At 57.9% G+C, this 14,616-nt stretch carries 10 protein-coding genes, 3 tRNA genes and 2 pseudogenes; 9 read left to right on the top strand and 6 right to left on the bottom strand.

Annotation, left to right across the window (positions count from 1 at the left end; genetic code table 11):
- Positions 1-107: 107 nt before the first annotated feature.
- The 7 genes from gacA to JFT91_RS19970 all read left to right on the top strand — a co-directional run bounded on the left by gacA (position 108) and on the right by JFT91_RS19970 (position 4,369).
- Positions 108-749 (top strand): response regulator transcription factor GacA, encoded by a 642-nt coding sequence (gacA, locus tag JFT91_RS20000; protein ID WP_024012761.1) that lies wholly within the window; start codon positions 108-110, stop codon positions 747-749.
- Between the two features lie 2 nt (positions 750-751).
- Complete coding sequence (gene uvrC / locus JFT91_RS19995) at positions 752-2,575, top strand: excinuclease ABC subunit UvrC (RefSeq protein WP_201226020.1); 1,824 nt, start codon at positions 752-754, stop codon at positions 2,573-2,575.
- Between the two features lie 32 nt (positions 2,576-2,607).
- Complete coding sequence (gene pgsA, locus JFT91_RS19990; RefSeq protein WP_008080159.1) at positions 2,608-3,168, top strand: CDP-diacylglycerol--glycerol-3-phosphate 3-phosphatidyltransferase; 561 nt, start codon at positions 2,608-2,610, stop codon at positions 3,166-3,168.
- Between the two features lie 60 nt (positions 3,169-3,228).
- Positions 3,229-3,304 (top strand) — tRNA-Gly (locus JFT91_RS19985).
- A 46-nt stretch (positions 3,305-3,350) separates the two neighbouring features.
- A tRNA-Cys gene (locus tag JFT91_RS19980) sits at positions 3,351-3,424 on the top strand.
- A gap of 196 nt (positions 3,425-3,620) precedes the next feature.
- Positions 3,621-3,707 (top strand) — tRNA-Leu (locus tag JFT91_RS19975).
- A gap of 266 nt (positions 3,708-3,973) precedes the next feature.
- Entirely contained in the window at positions 3,974-4,369 is a 396-nt protein-coding gene (locus tag JFT91_RS19970) for a GFA family protein (RefSeq protein WP_201233593.1), read from the top strand.
- Positions 4,370-4,405: 36 nt separating this feature from the next.
- Here JFT91_RS19970 and JFT91_RS29720 read toward each other — a convergent pair whose 3' ends face one another.
- The 4 genes and pseudogenes from JFT91_RS29720 to JFT91_RS19955 form a co-directional block, all read right to left on the bottom strand.
- Positions 4,406-4,726 (bottom strand): enhanced serine sensitivity protein SseB C-terminal domain-containing protein, encoded by a 321-nt coding sequence (locus JFT91_RS29720; RefSeq protein ID WP_242489339.1) that lies wholly within the window; start codon positions 4,724-4,726, stop codon positions 4,406-4,408.
- Positions 4,727-4,885: 159 nt separating this feature from the next.
- Positions 4,886-5,205: pseudogene (locus JFT91_RS29715) on the bottom strand (SseB family protein); the annotation flags it as partial.
- A 164-nt stretch (positions 5,206-5,369) separates the two neighbouring features.
- The gene (locus JFT91_RS19960; RefSeq protein ID WP_201204263.1) at positions 5,370-7,496 is read right to left on the bottom strand and encodes a TonB-dependent receptor family protein; all 2,127 of its coding nucleotides are present in this window, start codon (positions 7,494-7,496) and stop codon (positions 5,370-5,372) included.
- 161 nt (positions 7,497-7,657) lie between these two features.
- Positions 7,658-8,481 (bottom strand): annotated as a pseudogene (locus tag JFT91_RS19955) (suppressor of fused domain protein).
- Positions 8,482-8,646: 165 nt separating this feature from the next.
- Between JFT91_RS19955 and JFT91_RS19950 the strand changes: the two are divergent.
- On the top strand, positions 8,647-8,862 hold the full coding sequence (locus tag JFT91_RS19950) for a hypothetical protein (protein ID WP_201233592.1): 216 nt from the start codon (positions 8,647-8,649) through the stop codon (positions 8,860-8,862).
- A 30-nt stretch (positions 8,863-8,892) separates the two neighbouring features.
- Here JFT91_RS19950 and JFT91_RS19945 read toward each other — a convergent pair whose 3' ends face one another.
- Complete coding sequence (locus JFT91_RS19945; RefSeq protein WP_201233591.1) at positions 8,893-11,538, bottom strand: bifunctional diguanylate cyclase/phosphodiesterase; 2,646 nt, start codon at positions 11,536-11,538, stop codon at positions 8,893-8,895.
- A 298-nt stretch (positions 11,539-11,836) separates the two neighbouring features.
- Between JFT91_RS19945 and JFT91_RS19940 the strand changes: the two genes are divergently transcribed.
- The gene (locus JFT91_RS19940) at positions 11,837-14,041 is read left to right on the top strand and encodes an OsmC domain/YcaO domain-containing protein (RefSeq protein WP_201233590.1); all 2,205 of its coding nucleotides are present in this window, start codon (positions 11,837-11,839) and stop codon (positions 14,039-14,041) included.
- Between the two features lie 115 nt (positions 14,042-14,156).
- Here the strand turns inward: JFT91_RS19940 and JFT91_RS19935 are convergent, their stop codons facing one another.
- Positions 14,157-14,615: a GNAT family N-acetyltransferase gene (locus JFT91_RS19935; RefSeq protein WP_201233589.1), complete on the bottom strand. Its 459-nt coding sequence runs from the start codon at positions 14,613-14,615 to the stop codon at positions 14,157-14,159.
- Position 14,616: the final 1 nt, after the last annotated feature.

Genomic DNA, 14,616 nt, shown 5'->3' with positions numbered 1-14,616 from the left:
TGAAAGATGAATTGAAACTTTTTAAATGCGGCTTTCCGCTAGGTCTGTCTGGCTCTTTTTGCTAAGGTGTCCGGCATCCCAATAAGACCATATCGCGAGGTGTCTGCTTGATTAGGGTGCTAGTGGTCGATGACCATGATCTCGTTCGTACAGGCATTACACGTATGCTGGCCGATATTGATGGCTTGCAAGTGGTCGGCCAGGCCGAGTCCGGGGAAGAGTCCCTGATCAAGGCCCGTGAGTTGAAACCCGACGTTGTCCTGATGGACGTCAAAATGCCTGGCATTGGCGGCCTGGAAGCGACGCGCAAGCTGTTGCGCAGTCATCCGGATATCAAGGTCGTTGCCGTCACGGTTTGTGAGGAAGATCCCTTCCCTACAAGGTTGTTGCAGGCTGGCGCCGCGGGCTATCTGACCAAGGGTGCAGGATTGCCGGAGATGGTGCAGGCCATTCGCCTGGTATTCGCTGGCCAGCGCTATATCAGCCCACAGATCGCTCAGCAGTTGGCGATCAAGTCCTTTCAGCCTACCAACGATTCGCCGTTCGATGCCTTGTCCGAGCGGGAAATTCAGATCGCTTTGATGATTGTCGGCTGTCAGAAGGTCCAGATCATTTCCGACAAGTTGTGCCTGTCACCGAAAACCGTGAACACCTACCGCTACCGTATTTTCGAAAAGCTTTCGATCAGTAGCGATGTCGAGTTGACGCTGTTAGCGGTTCGCCACGGCATGGTCGATGCCAGCGCCTGATCATGACTGAAACATTTGATTCTGGTGCTTTTCTGTCGACCGTCAGCGGGCGTCCTGGCGTCTATCGCATGTTCGACAGCGATGCGCGTCTACTCTATGTCGGCAAGGCCAAGAATCTTAAAAAGCGTCTGGCCAGTTATTTTCGCAAGACCGGGCTGGCGCCGAAAACCGCTGCGCTGGTTGGGCGCATAGCGCAGGTCGAAACGACCATTACGGCGAATGAGACCGAGGCGCTCCTGCTTGAGCAGACGCTGATCAAGGAGTGGCGTCCGCCGTACAACATTCTGTTGCGCGACGATAAGTCCTATCCCTACGTGTTTCTGTCTGACGGCCAGTTCCCACGTCTGAGCATCCATCGCGGCGCGAAGAAAGCCAAAGGTAAGTACTTTGGCCCATATCCGAGCGCCGGGGCCATACGCGAAAGTCTCAGTCTGCTGCAAAAGACATTCTTCGTTCGCCAGTGTGAGGACAGTTATTACAAGAACAGGACTCGTCCGTGCCTTCAATACCAGATCAAACGCTGCAAGGCGCCCTGTGTTGGCCTGGTGGAACCTGAGGTCTATGCCGAAGATGTGCGTCACTCGGTAATGTTCCTCGAGGGACGCAGTCATGCGCTAACCAATGAACTGTCCACGGCAATGGAAGAGGCGGCGATCAACCTTGAGTTCGAGCGCGCCGCCGAGTTGCGCGATCAGATCGCATTGCTGCGCCGTGTGCAGGATCAACAGAGTATGGAAGGTGGTACGGGCGACATCGATGTCATTGCGGCATTCGTCAACCCGGGCGGCGCTTGTGTGCATTTGATCAGTGTCCGTGGCGGGCGTGTGCTGGGTAGCAAGAACTTCTTCCCGCAAGTGGGAATTGAAGAGGACGTTTCTGAAGTCATGGCGGCGTTTCTCGGCCAGTACTTCATCAGCAGCCCGGAACGCGATTTGCCGAGCGAGCTTATCGTCAACGTGGTGCACGAAGACTTTCCGACGCTGATCGAGGCGATTAATGAGCTGCGTGGACGTGAACTGGTCATCAGCCACCGGGTTCGCGGTACCCGAGCGCGATGGCAGCAATTGGCTGTGACCAACGCCGAACAGGCATTGGGCGCGCGCTTGGCCAATCGTCAACACACCGCTGCACGCTTCGAGGCATTGGCCGAAGTGCTTAATCTGGATGAGCCACCGCAGCGCCTGGAGTGTTACGACATCAGTCACTCCAGTGGTGAGGCGACGGTTGCATCCTGCGTAGTATTCGGCCCGGAAGGTGCGATCAAATCGGATTACCGCCGATACAACATCGAAGGTGTCACGGCAGGTGACGACTATGCCGCCATGCACCAGGCCCTGACTCGACGATTCAGCAAACTGAAGGACGGCGAGGGCAAGTTGCCCGATATTCTCCTGGTGGACGGTGGCAAGGGCCAGCTGTCGATGGCGCGTGACGTGCTCAACGAACTGGCCGTGCCAGATCTGATTTTGCTCGGTGTAGCGAAGGGCGCGACTCGAAAGGCAGGATTTGAAACTTTGTATCTGAATGATGCGGCTCACGAATTTACCCTGCGTGGTGATTCGCCGGCGCTGCACCTGATTCAGCAGATCCGTGACGAGGCCCACCGTTTTGCAATTACTGGACACCGTGCGCGCCGTGGCAAAACCCGTCGCACCTCAACGCTGGAAGGCGTTGCGGGAGTAGGGCCGACGCGACGTCGCGACTTGTTGAAACATTTTGGTGGATTGCAGGAACTGACTCGTGCAAGCATCGAAGAGATCGCCAAAGCCCCGGGGATCAGTAAAAAGCTCGCAGAGTCGATTTATGCGAACCTGCATAGCGAGTAGAATGCCCCCTCACCTCGTAGCCAGTTGTGCCGATGAATATCCCTAATCTGATTACCGTTCTACGCGTCCTGCTCATCCCGATCTTCATTTTGCTGTTTTATCTGCCTTACCAGTGGAGTTACATGGCCTCCGCCTCGGTGTTTGCCTTTGCGGCTGCAACGGACTGGCTGGATGGTTATCTGGCCCGCCGCCTGGAGCAGAGCACGCCGTTCGGCGCGTTCCTTGATCCGGTCGCCGACAAGCTAATGGTGGCAGTAGCGTTGGTGCTACTGGTGCAAGAGCACGGTAATCTCTGGCTCACGCTGCCCGCAGCGGTGATCATCGGTCGCGAGATTGTTGTGTCAGCATTACGTGAGTGGATGGCCGAACTCGGCGCCCGTGCCCACGTCGCGGTGTCCAACCTGGGTAAATGGAAAACCGCCGCGCAAATGCTCGCGCTGGTGATTCTGCTGGCCAACCCGAGGGATTTCAGTTTCTGGGTTGTTCTGGGTTATGCCTTGCTGATGGTGTCTGCGGGCCTGACTTTGTGGTCGATGGTTCAATACCTTCGCGCCGCCTGGCCGCATCTGAAGACCGATGTTGAAAAGAAATAAAACTTTTTTGAATCAAGGGGTTGACGGAGCTTCTTAATTCTATAAAATGCGCATCACCAAGCGGGAATAGCTCAGTTGGTAGAGCACGACCTTGCCAAGGTCGGGGTCGCGAGTTCGAGTCTCGTTTCCCGCTCCAAGTTAAAACGCGTTTGTTGTTGTGCTACTGATAACAAACGTTTTGAGGCCGAGTAGCAAAATGGTTATGCAGTGGATTGCAAATCCACCTACGCCGGTTCGATTCCGACCTCGGCCTCCACTATAAACAAGCTCCGTAGATCCATGATTTACGGAGCTTTTTTATTTTCAGTGCGCTGCAAGATTTAGTCTTGAAAACGGCCATTGCGAACTTGCTTCACCGGGAACTGATGTATATATTTCCCGCTCTGCTGCTCAAGCCTGCCATCCTTTGAGGATCGCGACTCGACGGCTGAAGAGAGCAACACCGCGCTACCGCCCGAATGGCGAAACTGGTAGACGCATGGGACTTAAAATCCCCCGCTCGTAAGGGCGTGCCGGTTCGATTCCGGCTTCGGGCACCATCTAAAATCAAGGGTTTGCGGGCGAAAGCTGATGCAAACCCTTGTTTGTTTTCGGTCCACGAATTCTTTTCGTTGGCATCGCTTTCTTGTCCTTGCAATTGCGAACATATCGTTCGGCCATCATCACGCTGATATGTCCAGGTTGGTCTCTGGCCTGAATGATGTCACCGCTGGATTCCGCCTTTCATTTACCGGCTGTATTGACTCGCGCGCTTTGGCGTACGATGCCGACCTGCGTTCAAGCTGTGACAAAACCGGGAGGATGAATGAAAGGAAGCTGCGCCTGTGGAACTGTAGGTTACGAGATCGACAGCATCGATATGCCAATCAGCCATTGTCATTGCACGACTTGCCGCAAGACCCATGCGGCGGCGTATGTCTCCACAGCGGGAGTTCTGAGAAAACACTTCAGGTGGACTCAGGGGCTTGCCGCGCTAAGGGCTTTCGAATCATCTCCGGGGAAGATCCGACACTTCTGCTCCCACTGCGGATCGCATCTCGCGGCTGAGCGAGTTGGCTCAGCCGCAATGATCTTACGAGTTGCCACGTTGGACGAAGATCCTCGCGCCAGAGCTGAGTACCACATCTGGACCGAGCATGACGTCGCCTGGCTGGACGGGGAAGGGCTCCCCAGGTATTCACAGTGGCAGCCCGGCCGGTAACGGTGACTTTACCGGGGCCAGGCTGCGCGGGCTCCATCAGTCTTTGCCAAAACCAAAGATCGAACGCCACTTGCTCGCTTGTTTGCGTTCATAGAACGGTGTCGTCTCTTTAAGGAAATAAGCACTAAGTCCTGATTCGTTCGCAGACACGCGAAAGAGGTCTACCGGCTCACCGTCAGGGGCGGTATCTCCCGCGACATTGCCTGCCTCGCGCAAGACCCGTTCAATATCACCGTCAGCCTCGATCCCCACGATCAGATGCGGTTTTTCGTCAACCGACGTGTCGTGCATCAGCGCAAGAAACGCGCGCGTTACGTTGCGATGTCTGCCCAGTAATTGCGTCAGTGACTGCACCATCTTCGACGGGTACTGGGCCGGTTGCCCGAGCAGCACTTGGGTTTCTTTTTCTACTGTGCGGACTGTCGCCTTTTGGCCAACTTGATCGGACAGCAGATTTCGCACTTCTTCCGGGAAGAACTCTTTTCCATAAGGCGATTTCGGATTCAGGAAGAGGTGGGCGCCTTGTGTCATTTCGAACAAGGATCTGGCTGGCAGCTCGATGTAGGACTCCTCGCTGTCTATCGACTTCTGAAGCGTCTGCAGTGATGAAAAAACGGAATCACAGAAGTCCCGTCCGGTTTTTCCCAATGCGCGATGCTGACTTTGCTGCCCGACTCCAGATCCACTGCGCCGTCCACAGTGCCAGTCGAGCCGAGAACGTAAACCGCAGAGCTCAGCAAGGTCCGGAAGAACTCAGGCCGATGGGCAGGCTCGTCGGCGGCCAGTCTGAGCGATTGCTCCAGTGGGTTTTCCTGCTGGTGATGCGTGATGTCCATTCGTCTACTCCGCCATGAATTCTCGACTGTGATGGTTTTTTATAATGTCAGGCCGGACGGTACTCAGCACGATCTGAATGGCCAGGAAGCCATCAGGCCTTTACTGCTCAAGCAATCTTTTACTCCGTGCAAAGTGCGTATTACCGCCCATGACTCCGGTGACCTCACAACAAACTCCACGATACCCCGACATACACGCCCATGCCTTCACCCGGCGTTGACCGCGCCGCGTCGAGGCCCTTGTCGTCATACCCCGGCGTGACCGTCGCCGCATAGTGTTTGTTGGTCAGGTTGCGCATGTCCAACCACGTTTGCCAGTCGCCCTTTGGCGCGTTATAGCCCAGCGTTGCGCCGAACAGTGCGTAGGGATCGGCGTAGTAGCTGTCGGCGTAGTCCACGGCAACTTTGGACACCAGTTGCGTATTGACTGCCGCAAAGAATCCCTGCGGCCAGTCGTAGCGCAATTCGCCCTGGTAGTAATGCATCGGCAGGCCGGGGAGGCGGTTGTCGCCGAAGCGCTCGTCGTCGCGGTAGTGGAAATCGCTGAAGGTGTAGGCTTGGCGCAGGCTCAGTTGGCGGCCGTCGGCGGCGGACCAGAGTTTGCTGTTGAGGCTGGCCTCGACGCCTTGGTGCACGGTCGGGCTGGCGTTCAGCTCGTAGGGCGTGGTGGCGTTGGCGTCCGGCAGTACCGAGAGCAGTTCATGGCGCACTTGCGCGTAGTACCAGGCCAGGCTCCATTCGCCGATGGCGCTGTCGCCACGGCCACCGAGTTCGAGGGTGGTCGCGGTCTGGTTTTGCAGTTTGATCGGGTCTTTCTGGGTGCCGCTCGCCGGGCCACTGGCGGCCGGGAAGCGCACGTTGGAGCTGTAGATCAGCGACCACGGATGCGGTGCTTCGACCGATCGGCTGAGGTTGCCGAAAACCTGTAGATCCGGGTTGATCTGGTAGCGCAGACCGAGTCGCGGCGCGTAGTCCCAGTCGTTCATGCTGGTTTTGCCGCCGCTTTGCGGGTAGGTGACGTCGCTCTCGCGGCGGGTGTAGATAGCGGCGAGGCCGGTGGTCAGCCACAGATCATTGGCGATTTCCAGGTCGTTGCCAAAGTGCAGAACGGTGTCCGAACCTTGATAGGTGAAGTTGCGCATGTGCGTGCCGGGCGCGTAACCCGCGGTGTTGCCGGTGGGGATGCGCACCAATTCGCTGGCGCCATCGTTGGGCAGGTGTTTGGTCACGCGCAGACCGACGTTGCTGCGGCTTTCCATGCCGAAAACAGTGTCGCGGCGTTTGTAGTCGAAGGTGCCGCTGACGTCGGTGTAAGCGACCTTCAAACGGTTCGGGCCTTCACGCAAATCCATCGGGTAGTCGTGGTAAACGAGGCCAGTCTGGATGCTCGAATCGTCGTCGATGTAGAAGGTGGTTTTGTTGCCGATGAAGGTGCTGCCCGGTTGCTTGCGGCTGTCGTCGCGCGAAACGTAGGACGGATTGGCTGCCCGTGGGTCGTGTTCGATGGAGTGCTTGGTCACGCGGCCGGCGAGGTCGTTGTCGGTCTCGCGGTAGCGGATATAAAAGCGGGTTTCCAGGTTCGGGTTGAAGCGATAACCGAAGTTGGCGATCAGGCCTTTGCTCTCGCTGGCAGTGTGATCCTGATAACCGTCGGCGTTGGAATCGGTCAGCGATACGTAGTAGTCGAAGTCACCGAGCACTTGCCCGGAACTGACCTGACGTTGCTGATAACCGTGGCTGCCGGTGGCGTAGCGTACTTGCAGTTTCGGCGCGTTGTAGCCGGTGTGGCTGACGTAATCGATGGCGCCGCCCAGCGCCAGCGAACCACGGTCGAAGCCGTTGGCACCACGCAGCACTTCAACGTGATCGACCCACAACGGTTCGAGCAATTCGTACGGCGTGCCGCCGGGGCCGGTCAGGGGCAAGCCGTCGAGCATCGCGTACAGCCCCGACGCGTGGGCGCCGGGCGCGCGGTTGATGCCCGAGCCACGGATGGAAATCTTCACGCCTTCGTTGCCCGCCGACTGCGCATAGACGCCCGCCTGATAGGCCAATACGTCCTGGTTACTGGCGACACGGCCCTGCAAGGGTTTGCGCATGTCGACCAGGTTGGTGCCGCCGGGCACCTGTTCGAGCCGGGCCTTGGCTTCTTCAATGCTTGCATCGGAACCACTGCGGTCATCGGCCGAAATCAATACTTGCCCAAGCTCCAGACCTTGAGTCTCGGCCATCGCCGGGCAGGCGAGGGCCAGGCCCAGCAGGGCGGTAGGCAGGGATTTGGGCGACGGCATGGGGAAACTCCAGCAAACAAGGGGCGGGCAATGAACAGTGCGACGTAACAAAGAACGAAGGAAACACATGGCAATTTTGCTTTTATACCGCTAATACCGAGGGGCGCAGTCAACTCACTGCACGGCGGCAAACGTTCTCTCGCGGCTGAGCAATGCCCCTGTCACACCACACTGGCGCGATTGAGCCGGCTGATATGCCCGACACCTGCGTCTTTCAAGCGCGCGACCAGATCATTGCGCGCATTTTGCCCACCGGTACGGATGTATTCGAGTTCGGCGGCGGTAATCAATGTCACGCAGACCAGTTTGACCGGTGACAAGGGCATGTCATCGATTCGGGTCGGGAAGTCCGGTTCGGGGGCGCCAATCACCATGCCGGTCATGTCGTCGGCGGTGACGAAATGCGCGGGCAGTTGCTCGCTCATGTAATCCGATTTGCTGAATCCCGGGATTTCGTAAGACATCGAACCGTATTTCTCCAGCCGATGGATGAGCCCGCCAGCGTGCGCGACCTCGGCCGCGAGGTGCTTCAACAGCTCGAATGCCCAACTGCGTCTGAACGGGTCAACGTCACCCGGCGCGCCGAGTGCATGATTGGGGATGTCCGATGTTTCGATGAACAGTTCCATCTCGAAACCATTGCCCAGACCTTCGGCGCCATCGAACGGGTCTGACATGCCTTCGGTGGCGAGGATGATCGAGTCACCACGACGTACCACGCGGTAGGCTTGCCGGGTCGATGGCCAGTCGGGACCGCCCATGAAACTCGGACTGATCATGTAGCCAAGGACGTCTTTTTCGCTGGTGCCGACAGCATTCCAATGCCGGTCCAGGGCTTTCTGGCTGGCTTCTCGCTCGGCCATGTTGGCTTTCTCGGCCTCGCTCAGGTCGTCATATCCGAACGACTCGATAAGTTCTTCGGGCTGTTCCGGGGCTTGGAGGGGGTTTTTTTTGCTGAATTGAACAGCTTTTTGAAGAACTTCATGCGCGTTCCTTGCGGGTCTGGCGTGCAGCATCGAGTGGGTGCCGAATCATACAGAGCGTCGGATGCGGGAGGAAGATCGCAGGTGCAGACTCCACCCGTCGACTGCGCTGAACCTCCGTGTGTGCACGTCTTTCTACCAAGGGGAGTCCTTCACGAGAAAACCCTATGTTTGATCAGCAAAAAAAACAATCACTGGCGGCATGGCGCAAACTGGCAACCCAACCGCAGATGCGCCTGGATCCGGAAGAGCAATATGACGAGTTGCTCAAAGCCGCTGACGAAATGGAAGAGCAGGGGCTAATCACCAGCGCTGAGTGGCGCCAGCTGGTGCGCGATGCCGGTAGTGTGTTCCGGGGCGAGGCGGATCAGACACTTCGCTGAAAAACCCATGAACATACAGCTTGATCAGCACTACAACCCCTCCAGATTAAGGCCGCTACGGGAGCGGTCTTTTTTCGGTTTTGGCTTTTTCGGCTGCGCGCTTCTCGACGTGTGCAACAGGTGCGCGAACGCCGTTTTGTCGATCGGCCGGCTCATGAAGTATCCCTGCACTTCGTTGCACTGATCCTTGCCGAGAATTGCCAGTTGTTCCTCGGTCTCTACACCTTCGGCGGTGACGGTCAGGCCCATGGCTTTGCCCAGCCCGATGATCGCTTGCACCACCGCGCGGTCATTGGTGCCGCTGCTGATCGAGGCGATAAAGCGCTTGTCGATCTTGATCCCGTCGAACGGATAGGCACGCAAGTAGCCGAGGGATGAATAACCGGTGCCGAAGTCATCCATGTTCAGGCGCACGCCCAGTTCTTTCAGGGCATTCATGGTGGTCAGGGCGCCGTCGGTATCGTTGAGCATGACGTTTTCGGTGATCTCCAGTTCCAGTCGACTGGCCGGGAAGCGGGTCTGGATCAACACTTCGCGGACTTCCTCGACCACGTCGCTGGCGGCAAACTGCGCGGGGGACAGATTGACCGACAGCAGTATGTCTTCCGGCCAGGCCAGCGCTGTTTCGCAGGCTTCGCGTAATACCCAGTGGCCCAGCGGGACAATCAGGTCGGTCTGCTCCGCCAGCGCAATAAACAGGTCCGGGCCGAGCAGGCCCTTGCTCGGATGTTGCCAGCGTACCAGCGCTTCGACCGAGACAATCTGCTTGCCATCAACCTTGTAGCGCGGCTGATAGTGCAGGACGAATTCGTCGTGCTGAAGCGCATGGCGCAGGTCGTCTTCCATTTGCCGGCGCGTCTGGATCTGGTCGCTCATGTGCGCTTCGAAATAGCACCAGGTGTTTTTGCCCTCGGATTTGGCTTGATACAGCGCGATGTCGGCGTAGCGGATCAGTTCACTGGGCACGTAACCGTGGCGACGGCTGAGGGCGATGCCGATGCTGGCGCCGACGTGCAGCGGATGATGCTCGAAGACGATCGGCTGGTGCAGGCTGCCGATCAGGCGGGTGCAGAACTTGTCGATCTCGTGGCGGCTGTCCATGCCGTTGAGCACCACGACAAATTCGTCACCGCCCAGCCGGGCGACGAGGTCATGTTCGCGGGTGCATTCACGCAGGCGCACGGCGACTTCCTGCAGCACCGCGTCGCCGGCCGGATGACCGAGCGAATCGTTGATCGGTTTGAAATTGTCCAGATCGATCATCAACAGCGACAGTCCCGGCGCGTGTTCATTGAGCAGCAGCGCGTCATCCAGATAGCGTGCGAGCTTGTTGCGGTTGGGCAGGCCGGTCAGTGCGTCGTGCATCGACAGGTGCTGGATTTGTGCGTGGGCGGCGACTTCGTCGGTAATGTCGCTGGCCGTGCCGCGATAGCCGATGACCGCGTGCTGTTGATAAATCGGCCGGGCCGACAGTCGACAATGGCGTTGCTGGCCGGCGTGGTCACGGTAGGTGCAGCGTAAATCACTGGCGCTGTCTTCCTCGATGAGATTCCTCAACCACAGTTCCAGTGGCGTGGTGTCGCAAAACAGCAACTGGCCGATGTCTTGTCCCAGCCACAGGGTTTGCGGGTAACCGGTCACTTCGCTGAAGCGCGCCGAGAGGTAGGTCAGCGCGAGGGCGCGATCGACCTCCCAGATCCAGTCCGACGCGGCTTCGGCCACCGCGCGAAAGCGTTCTTCGCTCGCCTCGATGTCACGGTTGGCGTGTTCCAATGCTTGATTGGCGGTTTGCATGACGGCAAAACTCTGGTCGACGTACTGCGATGAACGCAAAGCGTGGCGGAAGAAGTACGCGGTCAGCAGCATCAGTACCACTATCGTTGCGCCCAGTGGCGGCAGCAATGACCACAATAAATGTTGCCCGGGCCGCTCCAGATCAGCGATCAGGCTGTAACCGGTGTTGTCCAGCGGCACACGAGGTCGTTGCGGGTCGAGCGTCTCGTCCAGTGCCAGGCTCAGGTTGTTCAAGCCGTAACCGCTGCCGATCAGGCGCAGCTTGGTCGGCGTGAGTTTGTCGACAAATACCAGCACCGAGGTTTTTTGCGGATCGCCGAGGGGCCGCTCATCGTTGGGAATGATCGCCGCCGCCGACACCCGCGCCGGCCAACCCTCGAACAGTGAATAACGGCTGACCGGTTTGGTCAGGTCAGCTTGCCCCAGCACTTGATCGAGCAACGCGCTGGCGCTCACCTGAACAAACGCGGACAGCTCGGCATCGACCATTTGCCCGCGCACCACACCATAGCGGGTGCCTTCGCGGTTCAGCACGAAGACGCCGTCATAACCGTCGGTGGTGAACAGGGTCTTGCCGACGTTCTGCTCGGTGTAGGCCCAGTCAGTATCGACCTGACCGCTCAAATGCTCGTAGGCGGTGGTCCAGTAGGCGTAGCTGGTGATGTAGTTTTTCGAGGCAGTGATGCGGTTTTCCAGCGCGCGAGCGGAGTAAAAGCGGGTTTTGTTGATTTCGTCGTTGTCGAGGCGTTCGGCAATACCGAGCAAGGCCACCGTTGCGGCAATCACACCGCTGACAAATAGCGCACCGACCGCGAAGGCGAGGCGGCGGGTGACGGCGTTCTGGCGCGGTGGAAGCGGGGCTGCATAGCTGGAAAGATCCATGTGCTCGTCCTTGATCCGCTGTCTTCTGAATCTAGAACCACGGCGCGGGCGCAATGTTCAGATTCTTTTTCGCCATTGCACTGATCCGAATCTGTAGAAGCGTAGTGAACCCTTCGAGTCTTTGCCTTGGCGTGTTTGCAACAAGTGACGACTGACCCGCAAAACTCGCTGCGGGCATGGATCTGCGGCCCTTGGCCCCAGCATCGCCGATCAGCGGCCAATCCCGAAAGGGCAAGACTTCCCGCGCAAAAACCGGATAATGGCGCCCATTCGTTTAGCCGTATTCTGGTAATCCCGCATGGAAATCAAGGTCAATTTTCTCGACAACCTTCGACTTGAAGCCAAGTTCGACGACTTCACGGTGATCGCCGATCAGCCCATTCGCTACAAGGGCGATGGTTCGGCACCGGGGCCGTTCGACTACTTTCTGGCGTCGTCGGCGTTGTGTGCGGCTTACTTTGTGAAGTTGTACTGCGACACGCGCAACATCCCCACGGAAAACATTCGCCTTTCGCAGAACAACATCGTCGACCCGGAAAACCGCTACAACCAGATCTTCAAGATCCAGGTCGAGTTGCCAGCGGACATCTCCGACAAGGATCGCCAGGGCATTCTGCGTTCGATCGATCGCTGCACGGTGAAGAAGGTCGTGCAGACCGGCCCTGAGTTCATCATCGAAGAAGTCGAAAACCTCGATGCCGATGCTCAGGCTTTGTTGATGCCGGTTGCCGGTTCGGACGCTGGCACTTTCATTGCGGGCAAGGACCTGCCGCTGGAGCAGACCATCGCCAACATGTCGGGCATTTTGGCCGACCTGGGGATGAAGATCGAAATCGCTTCGTGGCGCAACATCGTGCCCAACGTCTGGTCGCTGCACATCCGTGATGCGCATTCGCCCATGTGCTTCACCAACGGCAAGGGCGCGACCAAAGAAGGCGCGCTGGCCTCGGCGCTGGGTGAGTTCATCGAGCGCCTGAACTGCAACTTTTTCTACAACGACCAGTTCTGGGGCGAAGAGATCGCCAATGCCGAGTTCGTGCATTACCCGAACGAGAAGTGGTTCAAACCGGGGCCAAAAGACGAACTGCCGAGCGAAATTCTCGACGAGTACACCCTGAAGATTTACAACCGCGACGGCGAGTTGCGCGGTTCGAACCTGTTCGACACCAACTCCGGCAACACCCAGCGGGGCATCTGCTCGCTGCCGTTTGTGCGCCAGTCGGACAATGAAGTGGTGTATTTCCCGTCAAACCTGATCGAAAACCTCTACCTCAGCAACGGCATGAGCGCCGGTAACACGCTCGCCGAAGCGCAGGTACAGTGCCTGTCGGAGATCTTCGAGCGTGCGGTCAAACGCGAAATCCTCGAAGGTGAAATGGCGCTGCCAGACGTGCCGCAAGCAGTGCTGGAGAAATACCCGAGCATCCTCGCCGGCATCAAGGGCCTGGAAGAACAGGGCTTCCCGGTGCTGGTCAAGGACGCATCGCTGGGCGGTGAATTTCCGGTGATGTGCGTGACCCTGATGAACCCGCGCACTGGCGGCGTATTCGCCTCGTTCGGCGCACACCCGAGCCTGGAAGTGGCACTGGAGCGCAGCCTCACCGAGTTGTTGCAGGGCCGCAGTTTCGAAGGTTTGAACGACTTGCCGCAGCCGACCTTCTCCGGTCAGGCAGTGACCGAGCCGAACAACTTTGTCGAGCACTTCATCGATTCCAGCGGTGTCGTGTCGTGGCGTTTCTTCAGCGCTGCAGCGGATTTCGAATTCGTCGAGTGGGACTTCTCCGGCCAAGGCGAAAACTCCAATGCCGAGGAAGCCGCCACCCTGTTCGGCATCCTCGAAGACATGGGCAAAGAAGTCTACATGGCGGTCTACGAGCACATCGGTGCCAAGGCCTGCCGGATTCTGGTGCCGGATTACTCGGAGATCTACCCGGTCGAAGATCTGATCTGGGACAACACCAACAAAGCCCTGCAATTTCGCGCCGACATCCTCAACCTGCATAACCTCAGCAAGGTCGGTCTGCGCAACCTCGCCCAAGGCCTGGAAAAAAGCGAGCAGGACGATTACACCGAGATCACCACGCTGATCGGCATCGAATTCGATGACAACACGCCGTGGGGCAAGCTGACTATTCTGGAACTGCGCCTGCTGATCTACCTCGCGCTGCAGAAGTTTGATGAGGCCAAGGATCTGGTTGAAGCGTTTCTGCAATACAACGACAACACCGTCGAGCGCGGCTTGTTCTATCAAGCGGTGAACGTGGTGCTGGAGATGGAACTGGACGACGATCTGCAGTTGGAAGACTACGAAGCCAACTTCCGCCGCATGTTCGGCAACGAGCGCATGGACGCAGCGATTGGTTCGGTCAACGGCAGCGTACGCTTCTACGGCTTGACGCCGACGAGCATGAAGCTGGAAGGTCTTGACCGGCATCTGCGCTTGATCGAGAGCTACCAGAAACTGCACACGGCGCGGGCTAAAGTCGTGGGTTCAATGCAATAACCTGTAGCGAGGGAACTTGCTCTCTCCGGGGCGCGCAGCAGCCCTTGTTTTAAAAGAGAGGGCCTGCTTCACAGTCCAGCGGGAGCAAGCTCCCTCGCCACAGTTCTGCGTGTCGTCACGACCGGCTCAGCGGTTTCTCCATGACGATCGTGCGTTCGGCACCCTGAAACTCATCGCGGATTTTCTCGAAACCGAACGAGGCATAAAAGGCTTCGGCGGTAATGGAAGAGGGCACTCGCAGGCGCTGTAGGCCTTCCTTGATGGCGATTGACTCAAGGGTCTCCATCAGCTTTTTGCCGATTCCGGCGCCTTGATGGCACGGAGCAACAAACACGCTTCTAACCACATCTCGATCAAGACTGGCCGTTGCAACGACGTGCTGATCGATTGTCGCCACAAACACCCGACGCTGATTCAACAACTGCAGGATCGCCGCAGGAGAGAAGCTTTTCTCCACCTGACCGATGATTTCCGGCGAATAGTCGTGAGCATTGGATTCACGCAAAGTAGCGACAATCACTTGGCTTATGGCTTGGGCATCGAAGTCGGATGCGAGTCGAATCTGTTGAGTCATT

The sequence above is a fragment of the Pseudomonas sp. TH08 genome, assembly GCF_016651275.1.
Taxonomy (GTDB): domain Bacteria; phylum Pseudomonadota; class Gammaproteobacteria; order Pseudomonadales; family Pseudomonadaceae; genus Aquipseudomonas.
Note: the sequence above shows the minus strand (reverse complement) of the source record. Positions and strands in the feature narration are given on the sequence as shown.